This window comes from Enterobacter sp. Bisph1, from assembly GCF_000814905.1.
GTDB lineage: Bacteria > Pseudomonadota > Gammaproteobacteria > Enterobacterales > Enterobacteriaceae > Kosakonia.
In genome coordinates, this window is sequence record NZ_JXAG01000054.1 from 33,604 (window position 1) to 56,661 (window position 23,058).

Annotated in this window: 22 protein-coding genes; 2 read left to right on the plus strand and 20 right to left on the minus strand. The window is 56.1% G+C overall.

Annotated elements, in window-relative coordinates; translation table 11 throughout:
- Positions 1 to 54 precede the first annotated feature (54 nt).
- From hisJ to pdxB, 12 genes are all read right to left on the minus strand, one after another.
- Positions 55 to 837: a histidine ABC transporter substrate-binding protein HisJ gene (gene hisJ, locus RW65_RS21005; RefSeq protein ID WP_039058797.1), complete on the minus strand. Its 783-nt coding sequence runs from the start codon at positions 835 to 837 to the stop codon at positions 55 to 57.
- Between the two features lie 261 nt (positions 838 to 1,098).
- A complete protein-coding gene (argT, locus tag RW65_RS21010) occupies positions 1,099 to 1,881 on the minus strand; it encodes a lysine/arginine/ornithine ABC transporter substrate-binding protein ArgT (RefSeq protein WP_039058798.1) in 783 nt (260 codons plus the stop codon).
- 271 nt (positions 1,882 to 2,152) lie between these two features.
- Positions 2,153 to 2,734 (minus strand): UbiX family flavin prenyltransferase, encoded by a 582-nt coding sequence (locus tag RW65_RS21015; RefSeq protein ID WP_039058799.1) that lies wholly within the window; start codon positions 2,732 to 2,734, stop codon positions 2,153 to 2,155.
- 91 nt (positions 2,735 to 2,825) lie between these two features.
- Entirely contained in the window at positions 2,826 to 4,343 is a 1,518-nt protein-coding gene (gene purF, locus RW65_RS21020) for an amidophosphoribosyltransferase (RefSeq protein ID WP_039058800.1), read from the minus strand.
- A 171-nt stretch (positions 4,344 to 4,514) separates the two neighbouring features.
- Positions 4,515 to 5,003, minus strand: a complete 489-nt coding sequence (cvpA, locus tag RW65_RS21025; RefSeq protein ID WP_039058801.1) for a colicin V production protein — start codon at positions 5,001 to 5,003, stop codon at positions 4,515 to 4,517.
- A 220-nt stretch (positions 5,004 to 5,223) separates the two neighbouring features.
- Positions 5,224 to 5,919, minus strand: coding sequence for a cell division protein DedD (gene dedD / locus RW65_RS21030; protein WP_039058802.1), 696 nt, complete (start codon positions 5,917 to 5,919; stop codon positions 5,224 to 5,226).
- Positions 5,909 to 7,180: a bifunctional tetrahydrofolate synthase/dihydrofolate synthase gene (gene folC, locus RW65_RS21035; RefSeq protein WP_039058803.1), complete on the minus strand. Its 1,272-nt coding sequence runs from the start codon at positions 7,178 to 7,180 to the stop codon at positions 5,909 to 5,911. Before folC ends, dedD begins: the two co-directional genes overlap by 11 nt.
- A gap of 70 nt (positions 7,181 to 7,250) precedes the next feature.
- Positions 7,251 to 8,165: an acetyl-CoA carboxylase, carboxyltransferase subunit beta gene (gene accD, locus RW65_RS21040; protein WP_039058804.1), complete on the minus strand. Its 915-nt coding sequence runs from the start codon at positions 8,163 to 8,165 to the stop codon at positions 7,251 to 7,253.
- Positions 8,166 to 8,268: 103 nt separating this feature from the next.
- The gene (locus tag RW65_RS21045) at positions 8,269 to 8,928 is read right to left on the minus strand and encodes a DedA family protein (RefSeq protein ID WP_039058806.1); all 660 of its coding nucleotides are present in this window, start codon (positions 8,926 to 8,928) and stop codon (positions 8,269 to 8,271) included.
- A gap of 27 nt (positions 8,929 to 8,955) precedes the next feature.
- The gene (gene truA, locus RW65_RS21050) at positions 8,956 to 9,768 is read right to left on the minus strand and encodes a tRNA pseudouridine(38-40) synthase TruA (RefSeq protein WP_039058807.1); all 813 of its coding nucleotides are present in this window, start codon (positions 9,766 to 9,768) and stop codon (positions 8,956 to 8,958) included.
- Positions 9,768 to 10,781, minus strand: coding sequence for an aspartate-semialdehyde dehydrogenase (locus tag RW65_RS21055; protein ID WP_039058809.1), 1,014 nt, complete (start codon positions 10,779 to 10,781; stop codon positions 9,768 to 9,770). The genes truA and RW65_RS21055 overlap by 1 nt, the downstream gene beginning before the upstream one ends.
- 60 nt (positions 10,782 to 10,841) lie before the next feature.
- Positions 10,842 to 11,978, minus strand: a complete 1,137-nt coding sequence (pdxB, locus tag RW65_RS21060) for a 4-phosphoerythronate dehydrogenase PdxB (RefSeq protein ID WP_039058810.1) — start codon at positions 11,976 to 11,978, stop codon at positions 10,842 to 10,844.
- Positions 11,979 to 12,092: 114 nt separating this feature from the next.
- Here pdxB and flk point away from each other — a divergent pair, with 114 nt between their 5' ends.
- A complete protein-coding gene (flk, locus tag RW65_RS21065; protein ID WP_039058878.1) occupies positions 12,093 to 13,100 on the plus strand; it encodes a flagella biosynthesis regulator Flk in 1,008 nt (335 codons plus the stop codon).
- Positions 13,101 to 13,131: 31 nt separating this feature from the next.
- Here flk and RW65_RS21070 read toward each other — a convergent pair whose 3' ends face one another.
- The 3 genes from RW65_RS21070 to fabB all read right to left on the minus strand — a co-directional run bounded on the left by RW65_RS21070 (position 13,132) and on the right by fabB (position 17,285).
- Positions 13,132 to 14,562 carry a 6-phospho-beta-glucosidase gene (locus RW65_RS21070; RefSeq protein ID WP_039058811.1) on the minus strand — a complete coding sequence of 477 codons (1,431 nt, stop codon included), beginning with the start codon at positions 14,560 to 14,562 and terminating at the stop codon, positions 13,132 to 13,134.
- 96 nt (positions 14,563 to 14,658) lie between these two features.
- Positions 14,659 to 15,858, minus strand: a complete 1,200-nt coding sequence (locus RW65_RS21075; RefSeq protein ID WP_039058812.1) for an MFS transporter — start codon at positions 15,856 to 15,858, stop codon at positions 14,659 to 14,661.
- 209 nt (positions 15,859 to 16,067) lie between these two features.
- Positions 16,068 to 17,285: a beta-ketoacyl-ACP synthase I gene (fabB, locus tag RW65_RS21080; protein ID WP_039058813.1), complete on the minus strand. Its 1,218-nt coding sequence runs from the start codon at positions 17,283 to 17,285 to the stop codon at positions 16,068 to 16,070.
- A 156-nt stretch (positions 17,286 to 17,441) separates the two neighbouring features.
- Here fabB and mnmC point away from each other — a divergent pair, with 156 nt between their 5' ends.
- Entirely contained in the window at positions 17,442 to 19,442 is a 2,001-nt protein-coding gene (gene mnmC / locus RW65_RS21085; protein ID WP_039058814.1) for a bifunctional tRNA (5-methylaminomethyl-2-thiouridine)(34)-methyltransferase MnmC2/FAD-dependent 5-carboxymethylaminomethyl-2-thiouridine(34) oxidoreductase MnmC1, read from the plus strand.
- A gap of 35 nt (positions 19,443 to 19,477) precedes the next feature.
- On the opposite strand, the gene RW65_RS21090 is transcribed toward mnmC, so the two are convergent.
- From RW65_RS21090 to aroC, 5 genes are read right to left on the minus strand one after another with little or no spacing between them, the layout of a single operon-like run.
- The gene (locus RW65_RS21090) at positions 19,478 to 19,756 is read right to left on the minus strand and encodes a YfcL family protein (protein WP_039058815.1); all 279 of its coding nucleotides are present in this window, start codon (positions 19,754 to 19,756) and stop codon (positions 19,478 to 19,480) included.
- A 27-nt stretch (positions 19,757 to 19,783) separates the two neighbouring features.
- Positions 19,784 to 20,323, minus strand: a complete 540-nt coding sequence (locus RW65_RS21095; protein WP_039058817.1) for an elongation factor P hydroxylase — start codon at positions 20,321 to 20,323, stop codon at positions 19,784 to 19,786.
- Positions 20,320 to 21,132, minus strand: a complete 813-nt coding sequence (locus RW65_RS21100) for a sulfite exporter TauE/SafE family protein (protein ID WP_039058818.1) — start codon at positions 21,130 to 21,132, stop codon at positions 20,320 to 20,322. The genes RW65_RS21095 and RW65_RS21100 overlap by 4 nt, the downstream gene beginning before the upstream one ends.
- Positions 21,132 to 21,956: a penicillin-insensitive murein endopeptidase gene (gene mepA, locus RW65_RS21105; RefSeq protein ID WP_039058819.1), complete on the minus strand. Its 825-nt coding sequence runs from the start codon at positions 21,954 to 21,956 to the stop codon at positions 21,132 to 21,134. Before mepA ends, RW65_RS21100 begins: the two co-directional genes overlap by 1 nt.
- A gap of 2 nt (positions 21,957 to 21,958) precedes the next feature.
- Positions 21,959 to 23,044, minus strand: a complete 1,086-nt coding sequence (aroC, locus tag RW65_RS21110; protein ID WP_039058820.1) for a chorismate synthase — start codon at positions 23,042 to 23,044, stop codon at positions 21,959 to 21,961.
- Between the last annotated feature and the right edge of the window lie 14 nt (positions 23,045 to 23,058).

A 23,058-nucleotide genomic window follows, 5' to 3' on the forward strand; every position in this document is an offset into this window, starting at 1 on the left:
CCGTGTCTCTTCCCCTTCCGAGTGGAAGGGGTCGCACGTTAAGCACGGGCGGAATTAACCACCGTAAACATCAAAATCAAAGTATTTCTTCGCCAGCTTTTCGTAAGTGCCATCAGCGCGCATCTCGGCAAAGGCTTTGTTCAGCGCATCGCGCAGTTCGGTATCGCCTTTACGCACGCCCATGCCGGTGCCGACGCCAAACAGTTTTTCGTCTTTGATCGACGGGCCGCCAAATTTATAGGCTTTGCCCATCGGCGTTTTCAGGAAACCTTCGCTGGCAGCGACTTCATCCTGGAACGCGGCATCGATACGGCCTGCGGTCAGGTCAGAGTAAATATTGTCCTGTCCCTGATAGGAGACGATTTCAACGCCTTTCGGTGCCCAGTGCACGTTGCCGTAGGTTTCCTGCGTCGTGCCCTGCAGCACGCCAATACGTTTGCCTTTTAATTTGTCCAGATCCGGCTCTACCGCAGAATCTTTCGCCACCACCAGCCGTGAATCCGCCGCGTAGAGTTTGTCGGTGAAATCAATCTCCTGCTGGCGTTTTTCCGTAATAGAAAGGGACGACATAATGGCGTCGATTTTTTTCGCTTTCAGTGACGGAATAAGCGCATCGAGCGGGTTTTCAACGAAGACGCATTGCGTATTAATGCGTTTACACAGCTCTTTTGCCAGATCGATATCAAAACCCACCAGTTCCCCCTGCGCATTCTTCGATTCAAAGGGGGCGTAAGTGGGATCGGTACCGATGCGTAATTTTTGCGGAATAGCGGCGAATGCTGTGGAAACGCTGGATACAGCGAGCAGCAGAGAAAGAGATAACACCAATTTTTTCATCATTATCCTCAACAGACTGTCTTATGTAAGGGAATTCTTATAACAATACGGTAGCGTTATCGTGCCATTATATGGCCCGGCATGGCAAAAGATTATGCCGGGGAAATGGCTTAATTTGCAGTGTGATTGCTTAACTATGCATCAATGCACCATCAAAGAGCAGGTTGCGCACCACTGTGGAACATTTACCGTATCTCTGCACCATGCACAGTTTCTACATGGCGCAGAGTTTCCCTTCCGATCCCTCACGGATCGGCAGTCTTATTCGCCGTAGACGTTAAAGTCGAAATACTTTTTAGCGAGTTTGTCGTAGGTGCCGTCTTTACGCAGTTCGGCAAAGGCTTTATCAAAAGCCGCTTTCAGCTCGGTATCATCTTTACGCATACCGATCCCGGTGCCGTCGCCAAAGTATTTTTTATCTTTTACCGACGGACCCGCAAAGGCGAATTCTTTCCCGGCTGGCTGTTTTAGGAAGCCTTCGCTGGCGGCGACTTCATCCTGGAACGCAGCGTCCAGACGGCCAGCGGCGAGGTCAGAGTAGATCAAATCCTGGTTTTGATAAGCCACCACGTCGATGCCTTTGCTGCGCCAGGTATCATTGGCAAAACCTTCCTGGGTGGAGCCCTGCAGTACGCCTACGTGTTTGCCCTTCAGCGACTCCAGCGTCGGCTGAATCGGTGAGCCTTTGGCGGCAATCAGGCGCGAATCGGCAGCGTAGAGCTTGTCCGAGAAGGCTATCTCTTGTTGGCGTTTTTCCGTAATCGATAAAGAGGAGATAATGGCATCGATTTTCTTCGCTTTCAGCGACGGGATCAGCGCATCGAAATCGCTACCTACCCAGGTACATTTCACGTGAATGCGCTTGCACATTTCATTACCGAGATCGATATCAAAGCCCACGAAGTCCCCTTTCGCATCTTTCGATGAGAATGGCGCGTAAGTGGCGTCCGTCCCGATACGTACCGTCTGGGGAAGCGCTGCAGAGACGCTGGCTGTTACTGACAAGCCCAGCAGTAAAGAGAGCGCGAGAACCGTCTTCTTCATACATTACCCTCAAGTATTCTGTTTTTATTGTGTATTGCGTTGTGTTGTGTGTTGCTGCCATTACCTTGCAGGTCTTATGCCAGTTTCCCGCAGGCGGTAAAACACGGCGTTAAATATGTTAATAAAACGTTGCAAAGTTGCTTAATGATGAAAGATAGCAGCTCTGGTGAACGAACCGCAGGGGAAAGGCAGGGAAAAGAGAATTAAATGTTGAGGATATGATCGCGGTTGCAGAATTGCCCCAAAAAAGCGCATGCCGACGGGCAGCGCACTATTTTGCGACATTGCTCCCTTGCCAGCGGGTAAAAAGGTCCTGCGGCAACTCAATATCGAACTGATCCAGCACGCGGTTCACGGTTTGATCGACAATGTCCAGTACGCTCTGCGGACGATGATAAAACGCCGGTACCGGCGGCATAATAACCGCGCCAAGTTCCGCCGCCTGGGTCATCAAACGCAAGTGTCCCAGGTGCAACGGCGTCTCGCGCACGCACAGCACCAACGGGCGACGCTCTTTCAGCACCACGTCCGCCGCGCGGGTCAACAGGCTATCGGTGTAGCTGTGGACAATGCCGGAAAGGGTTTTAATCGAACAGGGCAGAATCACCATGCCAGCGGTTTTATACGAGCCGGATGAGATGCTGGCGGCAATATCGCGGGCGTCATGCACGACGTTGGCCAGCGATTGCACATCGCGCAGGGAGTAGTCCGTTTCCAGAGAGAGGGTTTGCCGGGCAGCCTGACTCATCACCAGGTGGGTTTCTACGTCGGCGACATCCTGCAGCACCTGCAGCAGGCGCACGCCATAAAGAGCGCCGCTGGCGCCAGAGATGCCCACAATGAGTCGTTTCATGATTGTTGCCCCTTTGCTATCGGACGAACTTTGCCTGAATATAGAGGGCGTTGCAACTGCTTGCGCCCCTCAAGAGAGGGGCGCGCGAGGATTAACCTTCGTTGTGCATCTCTAAACTTTCTACTTCGTTCTGCAGCTGCACCGCTTTGGCATCGTCGTTACGCAGGGAATCGAGATAATCGAGGTACTGCTGATCGACATCTTTGGTGACATAAATCCCGTTAAACACCGAACATTCGAACTGCTGAATATCCGGGTTCTCGGCGCGTACCGCGTCAATCAGATCGTTCAGATCCTGGAAAATCAACCCGTCAGCACCAATGATTTGGCGAATTTCATCCACTTCGCGACCGTGAGCAATCAGCTCATTCGCCGTTGGCATATCGATACCGTAGACATTCGGGAAGCGAATTTCCGGCGCAGCAGAGGCGAGATAGACTTTCTTCGCCCCGGCTTCACGGGCCATCTCGATAATTTGCTCGGAGGTGGTGCCGCGCACGATGGAGTCATCCACCAGCAGGACGTTTTTATCACGGAACTCGGCGCGGTTAGCGTTGAGCTTGCGGCGTACTGATTTACGGCGCAGCTGCTGGCCCGGCATGATAAAGGTACGGCCAACGTAGCGGTTTTTCACAAAGCCCTGGCGGTAGGGCTTGCCGAGGATGCGGGCGATTTCCAGCGCGATATCGCAGGAGGTTTCCGGGATCGGGATAACCACATCAATATCCAGATCTTCCCACTCGCGGGCAATTTTCTCGCCCAGCTTGGTACCCATATTGACGCGGGCGCTGTAGACGGAAATTTTATCGATAAACGAATCCGGACGGGCGAAGTAAACGTATTCGAACAGGCAAGGATTGCTGACCGGGTTATCGGCACACTGGCGGGTAAAGAGCTGACCTTTTTCGGTGATATAGACCGCTTCACCCGGCGCGATATCGCGCAGGAACTCAAAGCCCAGCGTATCAAGAGCCACGCTTTCCGAGGCCACCATATACTCTGTGCGCCCATCGCCAATCTCGCGTTTGCCCAGCACCAGCGGGCGAATACCGTTCGGATCGCGAAACGCAACCATGCCGTGGCCGATAATCATCGCCACACAGGCATAAGCGCCGCGGATTTGGCGGTTAGTGGCGGCAACGGCGGCAAAAATATTGTCGGCTTCCAGCGGATAGTGACGGAAGTTGTCCAGCTCGCTGGCGAAGATATTGAGCAGGATTTCAGAATCCGAGGTGGTGTTAATGTGACGGCGCTTCTCTTCGAACAGCTTCTTACGCAGTTCGTGGGCGTTGGTCAGGTTGCCGTTATGCGCAAGGGTGATGCCGTACGGGGAGTTAACGTAAAAAGGCTGGGCTTCGGAGGCGCTGGAGCTGCCCGCGGTGGGATAACGTACGTGACCTATTCCCATATTGCCCTGCATCCGTTGCATATGGCGGGCTTCAAATATGTCACTGACCATACCGTTCGCTTTACGCAGACGGAAACAGTTATTGGCATCAATGGTAATGATGCCCGCAGCATCCTGCCCACGGTGCTGAAGCACCGTCAACGCGTCATAAATCGACTGGTTTACCGGCATAAAACCGGCGATACCGACAATACCGCACATACGTCTTTTCCTCGTTAAGAGTTTGGTTGATTAGGCGTAACGCAAGCCGTTTAACGAAGAACAGCACCACCGCCGACGCGTACCATAGTACGCACAGGGTTAGCGCTGTCCCGGTTTAACGAGGCTCAACAAACAGCCTAATTAACCAAACTCTAAGCCACATCGCAGAGCTTACACCCTGGGCAAGAAACTCGACGAGCTTTGCAGATAGTCAAAGAACCATCTGATAATGAAGCTGAACTGCGGGATAAGCTGCGACTTTTGCCAGTCTTCGCTTTTCGACAGGCCCGTAAAGGTATCCAGAAAGAACAGAATGGCGGCGACGATCAGCGCACCGCGAAGCGCACCAAAACAGATCCCCAACACCCTGTCTGTACCCGACAGGCCGGTTTTCTCCACCAGCGTACCGATAACATAGTTAACGATAGCGCCAACAATCAGCGTCGCGATAAACAGCGCGGCGATGGCAATACCATTGCGCACCAGTTCATCTTCAAAGCCCGTAAACCAAACAGACAGGTAAGTGTAGTAATGACTGGCGACAAAGAAAGCACAACCCCATGTCACCAGCGATAACGCTTCACGAACAAAGCCGCGGATCAAGCTTACCAGACAAGAAAAACCAATCACCGCAATGATGGCGTAATCAATCCAGACCATATGTGTCCCACGATTTTACGCCCTGTCGTCCAGTTCGGGGCGCATTCTAACAGAAAAAGAAAACGTTTGCGTAGGGATTTCCTTCCCCCGCGGAAATAAAAATGGCGCTGAAAAAATATTCAACGCCATCGCCAGGTTAGCCTCTTTGGGCATGCTGATTAAGGGGTTTTCTCGCCGCGTTATAGGATTTTTTGCGCTATAAAACGGTGAGGTTTAGCCCTCAATTCGCACTGTAATTCATCACCACGCCGCTTAAGCCCGAAATCTGTTTAAGCTCGCCGAGGGAGTCTTTCAGTTTGTCCCGTGAAGCATCCGGTCCTACCAGGATGCGGGTGATTTTACCCTGAACCGGTGTCGTCGGCGACGTATAAACGCGATAGCCTGCGCTACGCAATTTGCCCACCACTTCATTCACTTTATCGGCGTTCTTTAACGCGCCCAGCTGCACGACATACGCTTTGCCGGTCGGCGCAGATTTATCCTCCTGCGCTTTCACCGGCGTTTCGCTTGCCGCCGTCTGCTGCTGCGCGGCGGGCGGCTGGGTCTGCTGCGGTTTCGGCTGCGGCTTGTCAGCAGGTTTCGCTTTTGGCTTCGGCTGTTCTGTCGGCGGGCTGGTAATGACCGCTTCCGGGCTGCCGTTGGCCGCCAGGCGCGATGACGCCAGCGATGGCGCTGCCGCGTCGCCGGCGCGCACCTCTTCCGCCGCGCCTTCTGGCGGCTGTGCCGGCAGGGCCTGCGTTGCCGCAGGCATCATATCCGGCTCATCACGATCGCCGGGTTTCGGCACCAGCGGGATCGCCGCGAACTCATCCTGATAATGCTTTTTCTGCCCGTCGAGCAGCCCGGGGAGAATAATCACCCCGAGCGCGACCAGCACAATGGTACCCATTAAACGGTTTTGAAACTTACTTGCCACCGGTTCTCCCCGCCTCCTCCATTGCTTCCATGACATGCGCTACCGTGTGGAACGAGCCACACACCAGCACCGTATCGCAGGCGTCGGCGTCCGCCATTGCCGCCCGCCAGGCCTGCGCAACATCCGGCCATGCACGACCGGATTTCAGGTGCTCAAGCAGCTGCTCCGCCGTCGCACCGCGCGGCCCTTCCAGAGGGGCACAATACCAGCTATCGACCACCGGCTCCAGACAGGCGAGCGTCCCGGCGATGTCTTTATCATGCAGCATACCGATCACCGCCAGCACGCGTCCGGTTTTTGGCTGTGCCGCCAGACGCCCGGCAAGATAGCCAGCGGCGTGGGGATTGTGGGCAACGTCGAGGATCAGGCGTGGCGACTCGCTCACAACTTCAAATCGGCCGGGTAAAATCGCGGCAGCGATGCCGTCCCGAATAGCCTGCTCGCTCACCGCCAGTTTGCTGGCACGCAGCGCGGCCAGCGCCGTCGCGGCATTAGGCTGCGGCACGCGCGGCAGCGGCAGTCCGCTCAGCTCGCCCTGCGCATCGCGAAAGCTCCAGCTGTCCGCATTCACTTGATAATGCCAGTCAACGCCGCAGCGCATCAGCAGTGCGCCTTTTTCCTGCGCAACCTCGGCAATGGTGTATGGCATATCCGGCTCGCCGACTACGGCAGGTTTGCCAGCACGGAAGACGCCTGCTTTTTCGCGACCAATACTTTCGCGATCCGGGCCAAGCCAGTCCATATGATCGAGGGCGATGCTGGTGACGGCGGCCACATCAGCGTCGACAATATTGGTGGCGTCCAGGCGCCCGCCAAGGCCGACTTCCAGAATCACCACGTCAAGCTGTGCCTGTTTAAACAGCCACAGCGCCGACAGGGTGCCGTATTCAAAATAGCTCAGGGAAATATCGCCGCGCGCGGCCTCAATCTCAGCGAAAGAGTGGGTATGCGCACTCTCGGCCAGCTCTTCGCCCTGCACGCGCACCCGTTCGGTATAACGCACCAGATGCGGCGAACTGTATACGCCAACGCGATAGCCCGCTGCCATTAAGATAGCTTCAAGCGTACGACAGGTCGTGCCCTTACCATTGGTTCCGGCAACGGTAAAAACAAAGGGTGCGGGACGGAGCACATCAAGACGCGCCGCCACCTGGCCTACGCGCTCAAGGCCAAGATCGATGGTTTTACTGTGCAGGTTTTCCATATAAGAAAGCCACGCGTTCAGAGGCGACGTGGCTTGCAGGGTGTTTTTAGGCTCCATGATTCCCTCTACTCTCTTCGTTTCCATAAGCAAAAAGGCAGAGCCTGTAAGCTCTGCCCTTTCGGTGTTATCAGGCTTCGCCTTCCTGACTATCCGGGGAAGGAGTCACCGTACTCACGGGTATTTCCTCGGGATCCGGCGCGGGCAGATTCATCAGCTTCGCCAGAATACGCGCCAGCTTCAGGCGCAATTCAGGGCGGCGGATAATCATATCAATCGCGCCTTTTTCGATGAGGAACTCGCTGCGCTGGAAGCCCGGCGGCAGTTTCTCACGTACAGTCTGTTCAATCACGCGCGGACCGGCAAAGCCGATCAGCGCTTTCGGTTCAGCAATGTTCAGATCGCCCAGCATCGCGAAGCTTGCAGAGACGCCGCCCATTGTCGGGTCCGTCAGCACGGAGATATACGGTAAACCGCGCTCCTGCATTTTTGCCAGCGCCGCAGAGGTTTTCGCCATCTGCATCAGCGACATTAGCGCTTCCTGCATACGCGCGCCGCCGGAAGCGGAGAAGCAGATCAGCGGGCAGTTATCTTCCAGCGCCTGCTCGACCGCACGCACAAAACGCGCGCCAACGACCGAGCCCATAGAGCCGCCCATAAAAGCAAATTCAAACGCCACTGCGACAACCGGCATGCCGTGCAGCGTGCCCTTCATCACCACCAGCGCGTCTTTCTCGCCGGTCTCTTTCTGCGCCGTCGCCAGACGATCTTTGTATTTTTTCGAGTCGCGGAACTTCAGCACATCTTTCGGCTCAAGTTCGCTACCCAGTTCTACCAGTGAACCTTCATCCAGCAGGCTATGCAGGCGATTACGCGCTGACATCCGCATGTGGTGGTCACATTTCGGGCAGACCTCAAGGTTACGCTCCAGCTCGGCGCGATACAGCACCTGGCCGCAGCTGTCGCATTTTGTCCACACGCCTTCAGGAATGCTCGCCTTACGGGTGGGGGTAATATTGCTCTTAATTCTTTCAATCCAGCTCATTGATAACCTTTATACATGAACCTGGTAGCCCATAAATGGTGCACATTAAAACATAACGGTTCGCAACTTGGGATAAAAAAGTGGTCGAACCGCCACTGAGTTACTATTTTGCCTGCCGCGATGCCGCACGACGATGACGGATAACTTCAAACACACCGGGAAGTATAGACACTACGATAATTCCTACAATCAGCAGCTTAAGATTGTCCTGAATCATAGGGATGGTGCCAAAGAAATAGCCAGCGTAGGTAAACAGTAACACCCACAGCAGTGCGCCCGCTACGTTATAGAGGGCGAAATGGCGATAGGACATATGGCCCATACCGGCAACAAAAGGCGCAAAAGTACGCACAATCGGCACGAAACGCGCAAGGATAATGGTTTTCCCGCCGTGCTTCTCGTAAAACTGATGGGTTTTATCGAGATAGCTGCGACGGAACACTTTCGAGTTCGGATTACTGAACAGGCGCTCGCCGAACAAGCGTCCAATGGTGTAGTTCACCGCATCGCCAACAATCGCGGCAATCAGCATCAGTAACACCATCAGATGGACGTTAAGATCGTTGGTCTCCAGCGACGCCAGCGCACCGGCGACAAACAGCAGAGAATCCCCCGGCAGAAACGGTGTCACCACGAGGCCAGTTTCGCAAAACAGAATCAGAAACAGAATCGCGTACACCCACATGCCATATTGCGCGACCAGCTCCGCCAGATGCACATCGATATGCAGGATGAAATCAATAAGGAAGTGTATTAAGTCCATGTCGAATTATGCCTTTTTCAATTGCGACTAGTCCGCCAGGAAGAGCGGACCCATAGGCATAGCGGGAAGTTCGTATCGCGCGGGATAATCCACCGACACCAGGTAAAGCCCTTCCGCTTTTGCCGTTGCTGCCGCCAGCGTTCTGTCCTTGACCGCCAGCAGTTCTGCTATCCAGCTCTCCGGCTGGTTGTGGGCACCTACTTCCATCAGGCTGCCGACAATATTCCTGACCATATGATGTACAAAGGCATTGGCTTTGATATCGACCACAATATAGGCACCAAACCGGCTGACGTTGATGTGCATCAGGTTGCGCCACGGCGTGCGCGACTGACACTGCACCGCGCGAAACGAGGTAAAGTCGTTTTCGCCCAGCAGGCTTTGCGCCGCACGATGCATCCGCTCTGCGTCAAGGGGCTGGTGATAATGCGTTACGCCGTGGCCGAGCACCGCCGGACGTAATCGATGATTGTAGATGACGTAACGGTAACGGCGAGCCGTGGCGCTAAAACGTGCATGAAAATCATCGGGCACATTTTTTACCCAACGCACCGCGATGTCACCAGGTAAATTCGCATTTACCCCCAGCGTCCAGGCCGCATCTTTACGCAGCGCGGTGGTTTCAAAATGCACCACCTGCCCCGTTGCGTGTACGCCCGCGTCGGTACGACCGGCGCAGAAGACGTTAATCGGCTCGTTGGCGACCTGCGAGAGCGCTTTTTCCAGCTTCTCCTGCACGCTGCGCACTTCCTGCTGACGCTGCCAGCCGTAATACTTGCTGCCGTCGTACTCAATGCCAAGAGCGATTTTGTAGATCGGCGCTTTCAGCTCGTCCTGCATCAGTACAGATACTCCTGCACCAGTTTTTCAGCGATTTTTACCGCCGTCAGCGCGCCGCCAAAGCGCACGTTATCGGCGACCGACCAGAACAAGACCTGTTCCGGCATCCCGTAATCGTTACGCACGCAGCCCACAGAGAGATGCGCCTGGCCGGAAGCATCGCCGACCTGGGTCGGGAAACTGGTCGCATCGGAGAGGGCGATATCCTCAAAACGGCCGAACGCGTCGCGGGCTTCTTCCGCCGCCAACGGGCGCATAGCTTCAAAGCTCACCATCTGTGCATGACCGTAAAACACCGGCGACTGCACACAGGTTGCCGAGATCATCAGCCCTTCGTCCTGCAAAATTTTACGCGTTTGATCGATGATGGCTCGCTCTTCACGCACGCTGCCTTCGCTATCCGGCAGCAGCGGCAACATATTAAACGCCAGCTGACGGCCAAAGTAGTCGTCGTCATCAATCGGGATACCGTTCAACAGCTTGGCGCTCTGCCCCGCCAGCGCATCCACCGCCTGTTTGCCATTGCGCGAAACAGACAGCATGCTGGTGACGTTCACCCGCGAAAAACCACCTTCATCAATCAGCGGTTTCAGCGCCACCAGCAGCTGCGTGGTGAGGCTGTCCGGCACGGCAATGATGTTACGGTTACGGTAATCCGCCAGCACAAAGGGATTAATGTCCGGTACCACCAGCGGGACATCCGGCTCCAGCGCAAATAAACCGCTGGAGTCGATAACCAGGCAACCTGCGTTGGTTGCGTCTTCAATCCAGCTCGCCGAGGCCTGCGCGCCAGCGACAAAAAAAGCCAGCTGCGCCTGGGTCCAGTCAAACTCAGCGACATCTTGTACACGTACGGTTTTACCGGCATAGCGCAGGTTTTTACCGATGCTGTCGCCATGGCCCAGGGCATACAGTTCGCCTACCGGGAACTGGCGCTCCGCCAGCGTATCGAGCAAAGCTTCCCCGACAGCGCCCGTCGCGCCGAGAACGGCAATATTCCAGCCTTCAGACATGGTGATTTACTCCAGAAAAAGCGTCCCCGCCGCGATTCGGCAGGGAGCAAAAAGATGTCATTAACCTACCGGGTGATGCGTGGCGTTGAAGCCAAGCTTTTGCAGCAGCGCGGCTGCATTAGCGTCATCACACTGCACAGACAGCGATGACCATTCGCGGCGCTCAAGATAATTTTTACGCAGCTTGTCAAACTCACCCGGCGTGCCCGCTACTTTTCGCAGCAGCGCATCGTCGCGGCGCACATCATACACCAAATGAACCAGCCTTTTTAGCGTTGACTGATCGAGGGGGCCATGCAGCGTGATGCGGCCAAATTCCGGGGCGGGCAGCAGCGTGTCTAACGCCACCTGCCGCGGCTGGTCTAAAAAAACGCTAAACGCTTCAAAGACCTGCGTGGTGCCGCGCGCTTTTCCTTCTAATGTGTAGCCAGCAATATGGGCTGTACCAATGTCGACGCGGCTCAGCAATTCGACGTTGAGATCCGGTTCCGGCTCCCAGACATCCAGCACTACGCTGATGGCCTGTCCGGCCTGTAGATGGCGCAGCAGCGCCGCATTGTCTACTACCGGTCCGCGACAGGCATTTATCAGAATAGTGCCAGGCTTTAAGCGCGAGAGCAGCGCATCGTCCGCCAGATGCAGCGTTTTATACGGCCCGTCTTTAAACAGCGGCGTATGGAAGGTCAGCACATCGGCTTCACGCACCAGTTCATCTAGGCTGCGAAAATCCCCTTCGTCCCCGCGATCGGCACGCGGCGGATCGCACAGTAAGGTGCGGATCCCCAGCGCTTCCAGCCGCGCCTGCAGACGACCGCCAACATTACCAACGCCGACAATGCCGACGGTGCGATCCTGCAGCGCAAAGCCGTCGCGCTCGGCCAGCATCAGCAGTGAGGAGAAGACATACTCGACGACCGCAATGGCGTTACAGCCAGGCGCAGCGGAAAAGGCGATCCCGGCCTGTTGCAGCCACGCCTCATCCACATGATCGGTCCCGGCTGTCGCCGTACCGACAAATTTAATGCCCGTATTTTTTAATAAATCCTCATTCACCTTCGTAACGGATCGCACCATCAGGGCGTCCGCATCGGCCAGTTCCGCCAGCGGGATCGGGCGACCGGGAACCGCTTTTACCTCCCCCAAACGACGAAAAAGATCGTGGGCGTAAGGCATATTTTCATCAACAAGGATTTTCACGCTTCAGTACCTGTTTGAGAACGGGAGTTGAGCGCGCAAGTGTGCCATAATCTCGCGGCCGGGCATACCCGCAATGCCGCTACCGCCACGCGAGAATAGTAAGAGGAAACCATGATTCAACCCATTCCGGGTGCCCCCGCGCGCCCTCCCGGGCACGAGCCAGTGCAGAACGCCAATCGCCCTGGCGAGCAGCCGTTATCAACCATGCAACGCACGGTGCTGGAGCGTCTGGTTATTCGCCTGATAGCCCTTACCCAGCAGCAGAGCGCTGAAGTATGGGCGGGGATCAGGCACGATTTAGGGTTGAAGAACGATGCGCCGCTGCTCTCGCGCCATTTTCCGGCGGCGGAACAGCACCTCAATCAGCGCGTTGAGACGGCCACGCAAAATCATGCTACTCGCCAGGTCATATCACAGCTGACGGAGCTATTGAGTCAGGGTAATAATCGCCAGGCGGTGAGTGATTTCATTCGCCAGCAGTTCGGCCAGACGGCGCTAAGCCAGCTGACGCCGCAGCAGCTTAAAACCGTGCTGACGATGCTGCAAAATAACCAGATAACCATTCCTCAGCCGCAGCAGCGCCCGGCGACCGAGCGTCCGCTGCTGCCTGCGGAGCACAACTCCCTTAACCAGGCGGTCACCAAGCTGGCGGCGGCGACGGGGGAATCCGGCAAGCTAATCTGGCAATCAATGCTGGAGCTGTCGGGGGTGAAAAGCGGAGAGCTGATTCCGGCGAAACAGTTCGCGCCGCTAATGACCTGGCTGCAGGCGCGACAGACGTTAAGCACCCATCCTGCACCGACGCTACAAATTATTCAGACCGTGCTGAAACAGCCGCTGGATGGCAATGAGCTGCGTGGTATTACCGAGTATGCGCAGCAAACGTGGCAGGCAACGCCGCAGACCATCCTGACCCCGGCACAGGTGCAGGACATTCTCAATCAGGTCTTTTTACGCCGCACCGAGCGGGCGTCCGGGATGTTTGAGGTGCACGACGTTCAGCCGATCTACCTGCCGTTTGTCGCGCCGATTGTTGATGCGGTTAAAGCGGTTTCCACCCGTCCGGGTTTTTTCTTTATCGTCCTGATGATCGTGGCGGTTCTCTTCTGGCTGGTCAGCTAAAAAAATCCCCTCCGGCGGAGGGGATACGCACTTACAGATTGTCACCGTTATGCTTGATCACATCCTGGTACCACCAGAACGATTTTTTACGGCTGCGCGCCAGCGTACCGTTACCGTCGTTATCTTTATCGACATAAATTAAGCCGTAGCGTTTTTTCATTTCGCCGGTGCCCGCCGAAACCAGATCGATACAGCCCCACGGGGTATACCCCATTAAATCAACGCCATCTTCCACCACCGCTTTTTTCATTTCACGCAGGTGATCACGCATATAGTCAATGCGGTACTGATCGTTCACTACCCCGTCGCTCTCCGGCTTATCAATCGCGCCAAAGCCGTTTTCGACAATAAACAGCGGCAGCTGATACATATCGTAAAAATAGTTCAGCGAGTAGCGCAAGCCAACCGGGTCGATTTGCCAGCCCCAGTCTGACGCTTTGACATAGGGATTCGCCACCAGGCTTTTACTTTCGTCATAATCCAGCTGCGGATTATCTTCCGTCGCTTTGGTGACGAAGGACATGTAATAGCTAAAGCCGATATAGTCGACGCGCCCGCGAGTGAGGATCTGCAAATCCTCTTCGGTGATATCGAGTTTGAATTCGCGGCGGGCAAAATAATTAAGCAGATGCTGCGGGTAAGAACCGCGCACGTGCACATCGGTAAACCAGTAGCGACGGTGCATCGCTGATACCGACATCATCATATCGTTCGGTGCGCAGGTGAGCGGGTAAATCGGACACATGGCGATCATGCAGCCAATTTTGAAATCCGGATTGATTTGATGCCCGGCTTCCACCGCCAGCGCGCTCGCCACCAGTTCGTAGTGCGCCGCCTGGTACATGGTCACTTCACGATCTTCACCGGGCTTATATTTCACCCCCGAGTTGGTGAACGGCGCGAAATCCTCGTGGTAGTTGGCCTGATTGTTAATTTCGTTAAAGGTCATCCAATATTTCACCTTGCTGCGATAGCGGGTGAAAACGGCCTTCGCGAAGCGCACAAAAAAGTCGATAAGTTTGCGGTTGCGCCAGCCGCCATATTCGGTGACGAGGTGATAAGGCATTTCGAAATGGGAAAGGGTAATGACCGGCTCAATATTGTATTTCAGGCACTCATCAAACAGGTCGTCATAAAACTGTAGACCGGCTTCGTTTGGCTCCAGTTCGTCGCCTTTCGGGAAAATGCGCGTCCAGGCAATGGAGGTACGAAAGCATTTAAAGCCCATTTCGGCAAATAGCTTAATGTCTTCCTGGTAGCGATGATAAAAATCGATGGCGTCATGGTTGGGGTAATTTTTGCCCGGCAGTACACCGTCGGTAATTTCACGCGGCACACCGTGTGCGCCAGCGGTCATCACATCGGCAACGCTAATCCCTTTGCCACCTTCCTGCCAGCCGCCTTCCAGTTGATGCGCGGCAACGGCGCCACCCCATAAAAAGTCTGCTTTAAAACCAGACATATCTCTCTCCTTTCGCTCAATGGTGAACAAAGGATAAACAAGCCCGCGACGACATGACATCGCCGCGGTCGCGTTTTGTGAAACCGGTTGCAGAGTTTAGCTTTCGCTACTCACCTTCGCAGGTGAACGGAAAGCAATAAGCGTTACGACGATGCCCGTTACCGCCGCGACGGCCGCGGCAAGAAACACCGAGGGATAGCCCAGGGAGGTTGCCAGCAGACCGGTCAGCGGGCCGGTAAAGGCGTAGGAGATGTCCTGAAACGCCGCATAACCCCCAAGTGCGGTGCCGCGCACCTGCGGCGGGACGCGTTTCACCACCTCCACGCCCAGCGCCGGGAAGATAAGCGAACACCCGCAGCCGGTTAACGCCGCGCCGAGCAGCGCCATCCACGCGCCGTGCGCCTGCCATAACAGTACCAGGCCGACGGTTTCAATGGTCAGAGAGGCAATCGCTACCCTCACGCCGCCAAAGCGGTCCGGCATCCAGCCAAACAGGATGCGCATCAGCACAAACGCCCCGCCAAACGCCGTTAAGGTAAAACCCGCCATCGGCCAGCCGTTACTGGAGAAATAGAGGGAGACGAAAGTGCCAATCACGGCAAAACCCACGCCCTGCAGCGCCAGTCCCAGCCCCGGCTGCCAGATAAGTCCGACGACGCTAAGCAGAGAGGGACGCTCGCCCGCATGGGCCGGGACTTTACGCACGCTGCCGTTAAACGCCCAGGCGACAAAAGGTAAAACGATAGTGGTCGCGGCCAGGGCGGCAAAACCGAACCGACTGTGAATCAATAAACCCAGCGGTGCGCCCACTGCCAGCGCGCCGTAAATCGCCATGCCGTTCCACGACATCACTTTACCGGAGCGGGCCGGGCCAACCAGCCCCATCCCCCAGGTTAGCGTGCCGGTCAGAAGCTGGCTTTCACCAAAGCCGAGGATCAGGCGTCCGACAATCAATAATAGAAATTTGACTATCGGCTCAACGGGTAACAGCGCCGCCAGCAGCCACGCAACGCCCGCCAGCGCGCAGGCAAACATTCCCTGCAGCGCCGAGCGCTTTGCGCCGAACTGATCCGCCAGCCGCCCGGCATAGCCGCGCGTTAAGACGGTGGCAAGAAACTGAATCCCCACCGCGATGCCGACCATGGTGTTGCCATAGCCAAGCTGCTGGTGGACAAAGAGCGGGATCACCGGCAGCGGCAAGCCAACGGTCATATAGGTCAGAAATACCGCAAACGCGATACGAAACAGCGAGACATTCGCTGACGAGGAACCAACAGAGTGAGTTTCAACAGACATGCATTACTCCATAACGCAGAGTAAGGCGGGATGAGAAAATACCACGCCCCCTCTACCTGAGTGTCAGGATTAAGGTGCGTTGGTTAACGTTGAACGCTTACGCATTATCATAATGATAATGTTGCGAAAGGAGTTTGCCTGCGCGCCATGGGGATTGTCAACGCATAAAAAAAGGGAGCCTCAGGCTCCCCTCAGTCATCTGTAATACGTTACTGCAGTTTACGCATCACCAGCGTAGCGTTGGTGCCGCCAAAGCCGAAGCTGTTGGACATCACGGTCGTCAGTTTCTGCTCGGTCGGTTTGGTGACGATGTTCAGACCGGCAGCCTGCTCGTCCAGCTCTTCGACGTTAATGCTCGGCGCGATAAAGCCGTGCTCCAGCATCAGCAGCGAGTAGATGGCTTCCTGTACGCCCGCAGCGCCCAGCGAGTGGCCGGTCATCGCTTTGGTTGCCGAGATAGCCGGGCTGTTGTTGCCAAACACTTCACGGATGGCTCCCAGCTCTTTCACGTCGCCAACCGGCGTTGAGGTGCCGTGGGAGTTCAGGTAGTCAATCGGCGTATCGACGCCGTGCATCGCCATCTTCATGCAGCGCACTGCGCCTTCGCCTGACGGAGCAACCATGTCCGCGCCGTCGGAGGTCGCGCCGTAGCCGACGATTTCCGCATAGATATGCGCGCCGCGCGCCAGCGCATGCTCCAGCTCTTCAACCACCACCATACCGCCGCCGCCGGCAATAACGAAACCATCGCGGTTCGCATCATAGGTACGTGACGCTTTTTCCGGCGTTTCGTTATATTTGGTTGAGAGTGCGCCCATCGCGTCGAACTCGCAGGCCATTTCCCAGCACAGCTCTTCGCCGCCGCCGGCAAACACGATGTCCTGTTTACCCAGTTGAATCTGTTCTACCGCGTTACCGATACAATGTGCAGAAGTGGCGCACGCGGAACTGATGGAGTAGTTAACGCCGTGAATTTTAAACGGTGTCGCGAGGCATGCAGAAACGCCGGAAGCCATCGCTTTGGTCACCACGTACGGGCCAACAGCTTTCAGGCCGCGCGGGCTGCGCATGGCGTCAGCGCCGAATACCTGGTATTTCGGTGAGCCGCCGCCGGAACCTGCAATCAGGCCAACGCGCGGGTTATTCTGGTAGACCTCGTCAGCGAGGCCAGCGTCGGCGATCGCCTGTTCCATCGAAAGGAATGCATACACGGAGGCGTCGCTCATAAAGCGCACTACTTTACGGTCGATGAGGCCAGTGGTATCCAGTTTGACATTGCCCCACACGTGGCTGCGCATGCCGGAATCCTTCAGCTCCTGAGAAAATGTGATCCCTGAGCGTCCTTCACGCAGAGATGCCAGGACTTCCTGCTGGTTGTTACCAATGCTGGAAACGATGCCCAGGCCAGTAATCACTGCACGTTTCATTCAATACCCCTAAGTCGCACTAAATTAAGTTTCGAGTCGCAAGATAGCGTACACTTGTACGCCGAACAAGTCCGATCAGACATTTTCCGAGGAAATTTGCACCTTTCTTAGTCCCTCGTTAAGATCGTGCCACTGCCTGATGCACGAGTAACTTACGTGAAACAAACCGCTATACAATCTGCCAACCTTGAATTCAACGCTGAGGGTACACCTGTTTCCCGAGATTTTGACGACGTCTACTTCTCTAATGATAACGGGCTGGAAGAAACACGTTATGTTTTTCTCGCCGGAAACCGTCTTAAAGCACGTTTTCCCGAACATCCACGCCCCTATTTTGTGGTGGCAGAGAGCGGATTTGGCACCGGTCTGAATTTCCTCACGCTCTGGCAGGCGTTTGCGACTTTTCGCGCAGCGCACCCCGACGCTACCCTGGAAAGATTACATTTCATCAGTTTTGAAAAATTTCCTCTTACTCTCCAGGATTTGCGTAAAGCCCACGCACACTGGCCGGAACTGGCTCCGCTGGCCGAAAAATTACAGGCCCAGTGGCCGCTTGCCTTCGCCGGTTGCCACCGCCTGCTGCTTGATGAGGGCCGGGTGACGCTGGATTTATGGTTTGGCGATATTAACGAGCTCACTGACCAACTCGACGATTCACTGAATCAGTGCGTTGACGCCTGGTTCCTCGATGGGTTTGCGCCAGCGAAAAACCCGGATATGTGGACGCAGAATCTGTTTCAGGCGATGGCGCGTCTGGCCAGGCCCGGCGGTACGCTGGCAACCTTTACCTCGGCAGGATTTGTCCGGCGCGGTTTGCAGGAAGCGGGCTTCACCCTGCACAAATGCAAAGGTTTTGGCCGCAAACGCGAAATGTTGACCGGGGTGATGGAACAAGAACTTACTTCACCCGCCCGTGCGCCATGGTTTACCCGCAGCGCTACCGCGCAGCGTGAGGTTGCCGTGCTTGGCGGAGGAATTGCCAGCGCCCTGCTGTCGCTGGCGCTGCTGCGTCGCGGCTGGCAGGTCACCCTCTATTGCGCCGACGACGCACCGGCGCAAGGCGCCTCCGGCAATCGCCAGGGCGCGCTCTACCCGTTGTTAAGCGCCCACGATCCGGCGCTTGCCCGTTTCTTCCCGGCGGCCTTTACCTTTGCTCGTCGTTTGTACGATGCCCTGCCCATTGAGTTTGATCATCAATGGTGTGGTGTCACGCAGCTTGGCTGGGATGAGAAAAGCCAACATAAAATCGTTCAGATGCTGACGCTGGATCTGCCGACAGAACTCGCCCGGCGCGTTGACAGTGAAGAGGCGCAAGCCCTTTGCGGTGTCGAAACCGGCTGCGGCGGCATCACTTACCCCGCCGGAGGCTGGCTCTGCCCGGCGCAGTTAACGGCAGCGGTGCTGGCCCTTGCCTGTGAGCAAGGTTTACAGATCCATTATGGCTACGATATGGCGCAGTTAATGCCTGAAAACGATGGCTGGCAGCTCCATTTTCACCATGGCGAGCAGCGAGAACATGCAACGGTGGTGCTGGCGAACGGACACCGTATCAGCGACTTCGCGCAAACGGAAAAGCTGCCGGTATATCCGGTCGCAGGCCAGGTCAGCCATATCCCTACCACGCCACAGCTCGCCTCATTGCGCCAGGTGCTCTGCTACGATGGCTATTTGACCCCGCAACATCCTCATCACCAGCAGCACTGTATCGGCGCCAGTTATCATCGTGGAGCAGTAGAAACGGCCTACAGCGAGGCCGATCAGCAGCACAACCGTCAGCGTTTGCTCGACTGTTTGCCGCAGGCTGAATGGGCTAAAGAGGTAGATGTGAGTGCGGGCGAGGCGCGCAGCGGCGTACGTTGCGCCACGCGCGATCACCTGCCGATGGTCGGCAACGTCGCGGATTACGCCGCCACGCTGAGCGCCTATGCCACGCTGGCTGAACAGCCTGCCACGGCGGTAAGCGCGCCGGTATATCAGGGGCTGTTTATGCTGGGGGCGCTGGGATCGCGCGGGCTATGTAGCGCCCCGCTGGCGGCTGAGATTCTGGCATCGCAAATGAGTAATGAGCCCATTCCGCTGGACGCTGAAACGCTGGCGGCAATGAATCCTAATCGTTTGTGGGTCAGGAAGTTACTGAAGGGCAAAGCGGTGAAATAGGGTTTTCCCTCTCCAGCAGAGAGGGAAATGGCCACTTAGTGGGATTTTGCCTGCTGATACAGGTTTTCCCACATGCCGAGCACCAGCGCCTGATCGCGCGGCGATAGCTCTCCCGCCTGAATCGCGGTTTGCACGCTGGTAGTGACTTTGCCGTGCAGGGTTTCCGGCGCATGGTCATCGCCGCCTTCCAGTTCCGCCACCGCCAGCGTCAGGTGGCCGCGCAGATAACCGCCCGCGAACAGCTCATCATCACTGGCGTGGTCCACCATGTTATCAATTAACGCCAGAATGCGTGATTCAAACTCCGCGATCATCTCTCTTCCTCTTTAGAAAATATGGCCTTAAAAATCTTCCGGCCACGGGAACTGTGCTGCCGCTAAAGGCGGCGTCTGATAATAATCCTGTAGTGCTTTAATAAAACGCGCCGGGCGCGCCGGGATCCCCTGCTCCAGGTAGGTCATCACCTGTTGATGAACGCGGCGCTGAAAGACGATGCGATCCGGTTCAACATCCCCTTCCAGGTTGTCACAGCTGACGTTAAACGGAAAACCCGCCGCCACGCAGAACAACCAGTCAAACGCCTGGGGTTTGACTTCGACATCTTCGAATTTGCCCTGGGTTGCCGCATCGCGGCCATCGGGGCAATACCAGTAGCCAAAATCTACCAGTTTGCGGCGTTCGGCACCGGCGATGCACCAGTGGGAAATCTCATGCAGCGCGCTGGCATAAAAACCGTGAGCAAAGACAATGCGGTTGAAAGGCGCGTCCGCATCTGCAGGAAGATAGATCGGTTCGTCGTCGCCTTTAATCAGACGGGTATTAAAATCGTCGGCAAAGCAGCCGTCGAAGAGATCAATTAACTGTTGGTAGTGGTGCGTCATACGTTCACCCCCAGAAACTGGAGGATCTCCTGGCCGTGACTGTCATAGAGAAGTTTCGCACTCATTACCGCCGAGACAATCACAATCATCGGCCTAATGAGTTTTTGCCCTTTACTGAGCACCAGGCGCGAGCCCATGCGCGCGCCCAGAAATTGCCCGGCCAACATAACAAAGCCGGTGCCCCATACCACTTTGCCGCCAATAATAAACAGCAGCAGCCCGCCAACGTTCGAGGTGGCGTTCAATACTTTGGCATGGGCGGTGGATTTTGCCAGGTTGAACCCCGCAAGGGTGACAAACGCCAGCGCATAAAACGAACCGGCGCCGGGACCAAAAAAACCGTCGTAAAAGCCAACGCAGCCACCGGCGATAAGGGCAAAAGGCAGCCCGTACAGACGACGCTGACGATCTTCCTCGCCTAAACGCGGCATTAATAAAAAGTAGAGACCAATACAGATAACCAGAATCGGCAGGATCTGGCGCAGCACCTCGGATTGCACATGCTGGACCAGCAGCGCGCCGCTGGTGGATCCGATAAAGGTCATCAGGATATTGAGTTTCTGGTCGGCGAGATTGACCACTTTACGCCGCACAAAATAGAGCGAGGCCGACAAAGAACCGCCGCAGGCCTGCAGTTTATTGGTTGCCAGCGCCTGCGCTGGCGTCATCCCCGCTGCCAGCAGTGCCGGCACCGTTAATAGCCCACCGCCGCCCGCCAGCGCATCAATAAATCCGGCTAACAGCGCGACAAAGAAAAGCACCGCCAGCAGCAGCGGCGACACCGTAAAAAGTTGTTGAAAGAGTTCCATCAGAGCGCGTGTTCATCCAGTAAAGCCTGACAGGACGGCGGCAATGGCGGCGGCGTCTTTTTCTCAGGCGGGGTGCTACCCGGTTTCGCCGGTTCAAACCAGCTTTGTAATTCCGCCCCGCAACCATCGCCCGGCGGCGGCAGCGGTTGATCCTTACACTCAAGGCTATCGGCCGGGCAGCGCAGGCGCACATGCATATGGGCACGATGCTGGAACCACGGACGGACTTTACGCAGCCAGTCACGATCGTTGCCCGCATCGAGGCATAACTGCTGTTTAATGGCCGGGTTGACAAAGATACGCGTGACATCGTTATCTTCCGCCGCCAGCTTGATCATGCTGCTGATTTCCGGCTTCCACAGCGCAGGCACGACCCGTTTACCATCGAGGGAAACTAAATCCAGCGCCTGCGGTTTTAACAGCTGTGCCGCGCTCCAGCGCGCTTTTGGCAACTGCAGGAAAATGTCGACATCGAGACCCGATTGATGGCTGGCGTGTCCGCCATTAAAGCGCCCACCGGCGGGCATGCCCATATCGCCGACCAGCACCGTGCCCAGCCCCAGGTCGTGCACCTGAGTACTTAAGCGCTGGATAAATAGCACCAGATCGGGATGGCCGAAATAGCGTCGTTGATCCGTGCGCATTACCTGATAATTATCCGCTTGCAGCGGCAGCGCATGAGCGCCAACGATACAGCCATTGGCAAATTCGCCAATAGATTGCGGCTGACCCGCCACGGGATGGGTGAGTTTTTGCCACGGCGTTGCCGCGACGGTCGCGGCGCTCGCCAGTAGGGCAAACAACATAATTGCCGTTCTTTTCATCATTACCAGCGTGGAACAGTGGTTATCACATCAGCGTTTTGTCCGCGCTGACGCAGAAAGTGATCCATCAGCACAATTGCCAGCATCGCTTCCGCGATAGGCACGGCGCGAATGCCGACACAGGGATCGTGACGCCCTTTGGTGATCATCTCGACTTCATCGCCAAAGCGGTTGATAGTCCGCCCCGGCACGGTGATGCTGGAGGTCGGTTTCAGCGCGATATTGGCGACAATTTGCTGCCCGCTGCTGATGCCCCCCAAAATGCCGCCTGCGTGATTGCTCAGGAAACCCGCTTTGGTGATTTCATCGCGATTTTCACTGCCGCGCAGTTTCACCACCTCAAAGCCGTCGCCGATTTCGACGCCTTTTACCGCGTTAATGCTCATCAGCGCATGGGCAATATCCGCATCGAGACGGTCAAACACCGGCTCGCCAAGACCTGCTGGTACGCCATCGGCAACCACCGTCACTTTTGCGCCAATAGAGTCGCCCTCTTTTTTCAGGCCGCGCATCAGCTCATCCAGCGCCTCGATTTTGTCCGGATCCGGGCAGAAAAACGGGTTCTGCTCTACCTGATCCCAGGCTTTGATCGCCAGCGGAATATCGCCCATTTGCGTCAGGCAGCCACGAATGGTGATGCCGAACTTCTGCGCCAGATATTTTTTAGCGATCGCCCCCGCCGCCACGCGCATTGCCGTTTCACGGGCGGACGAGCGTCCGCCGCCGCGATAGTCGCGCAGACCATATTTTTGTTCGTAGGTGTAATCCGCATGCCCTGGACGGAACACGTCTTTAATCGCGCCGTAATCCTGCGATCGCTGATCGGTATTCTCAATCAGCAGGCCAATGCTGGTGCCGGTGGTCAGGCCTTCAAACACGCCGGAAAGGATCTTCACTTGATCAGGTTCACGGCGCTGGGTGGTATAGCGCGATGTGCCGGGGCGACGGCGATCAAGATCGTGCTGCAAATCCGCTTCGCTCAGGGGAATGCCCGGTGGCACACCGTCAACAATGCAGCCCAGCGCCGGGCCGTGGGATTCGCCGAAAGTGGTTACGCGAAAAAGTTGTCCAATTGTGTTGCCTGCCATCACGGCTCCCTTGT

Bases quoted from the DNA above. Each gene is read 5' to 3' on its own strand.
- mepA (WP_039058819.1), bottom strand. From the start codon at position 21,956: ATGAAAAGAACGGCAATTATGTTGTTTGCCCTACTGGCGAGCGCCGCG.
- purF (WP_039058800.1), bottom strand. From the start codon at position 4,343: ATGTGCGGTATTGTCGGTATCGCCGGTTTTATGCCGGTAAACCAGTCG.
- folC (WP_039058803.1), bottom strand. From the start codon at position 7,180: ATGGAGCCTAAAAACACCCTGCAAGCCACGTCGCCTCTGAACGCGTGG.
- truA (WP_039058807.1), bottom strand. From the start codon at position 9,768: ATGCAGGACGAGCTGAAAGCGCCGATCTACAAAATCGCTCTTGGCATT.
- RW65_RS21100 (WP_039058818.1), bottom strand. From the start codon at position 21,132: ATGGAACTCTTTCAACAACTTTTTACGGTGTCGCCGCTGCTGCTGGCG.
- RW65_RS21075 (WP_039058812.1), bottom strand. From the start codon at position 15,858: ATGTCTGTTGAAACTCACTCTGTTGGTTCCTCGTCAGCGAATGTCTCG.
- hisJ (WP_039058797.1), bottom strand. From the start codon at position 837: ATGAAAAAATTGGTGTTATCTCTTTCTCTGCTGCTCGCTGTATCCAGC.
- RW65_RS21015 (WP_039058799.1), bottom strand. From the start codon at position 2,734: ATGAAACGACTCATTGTGGGCATCTCTGGCGCCAGCGGCGCTCTTTAT.
- RW65_RS21095 (WP_039058817.1), bottom strand. From the start codon at position 20,323: ATGACGCACCACTACCAACAGTTAATTGATCTCTTCGACGGCTGCTTT.
- accD (WP_039058804.1), bottom strand. From the start codon at position 8,165: ATGAGCTGGATTGAAAGAATTAAGAGCAATATTACCCCCACCCGTAAG.
- RW65_RS21090 (WP_039058815.1), bottom strand. From the start codon at position 19,756: ATGATCGCGGAGTTTGAATCACGCATTCTGGCGTTAATTGATAACATG.
- argT (WP_039058798.1), bottom strand. From the start codon at position 1,881: ATGAAGAAGACGGTTCTCGCGCTCTCTTTACTGCTGGGCTTGTCAGTA.
- fabB (WP_039058813.1), bottom strand. From the start codon at position 17,285: ATGAAACGTGCAGTGATTACTGGCCTGGGCATCGTTTCCAGCATTGGT.
- cvpA (WP_039058801.1), bottom strand. From the start codon at position 5,003: ATGGTCTGGATTGATTACGCCATCATTGCGGTGATTGGTTTTTCTTGT.
- RW65_RS21070 (WP_039058811.1), bottom strand. From the start codon at position 14,562: ATGTCTGGTTTTAAAGCAGACTTTTTATGGGGTGGCGCCGTTGCCGCG.
- aroC (WP_039058820.1), bottom strand. From the start codon at position 23,044: ATGGCAGGCAACACAATTGGACAACTTTTTCGCGTAACCACTTTCGGC.
- RW65_RS21045 (WP_039058806.1), bottom strand. From the start codon at position 8,928: ATGGACTTAATACACTTCCTTATTGATTTCATCCTGCATATCGATGTG.
- RW65_RS21055 (WP_039058809.1), bottom strand. From the start codon at position 10,781: ATGTCTGAAGGCTGGAATATTGCCGTTCTCGGCGCGACGGGCGCTGTC.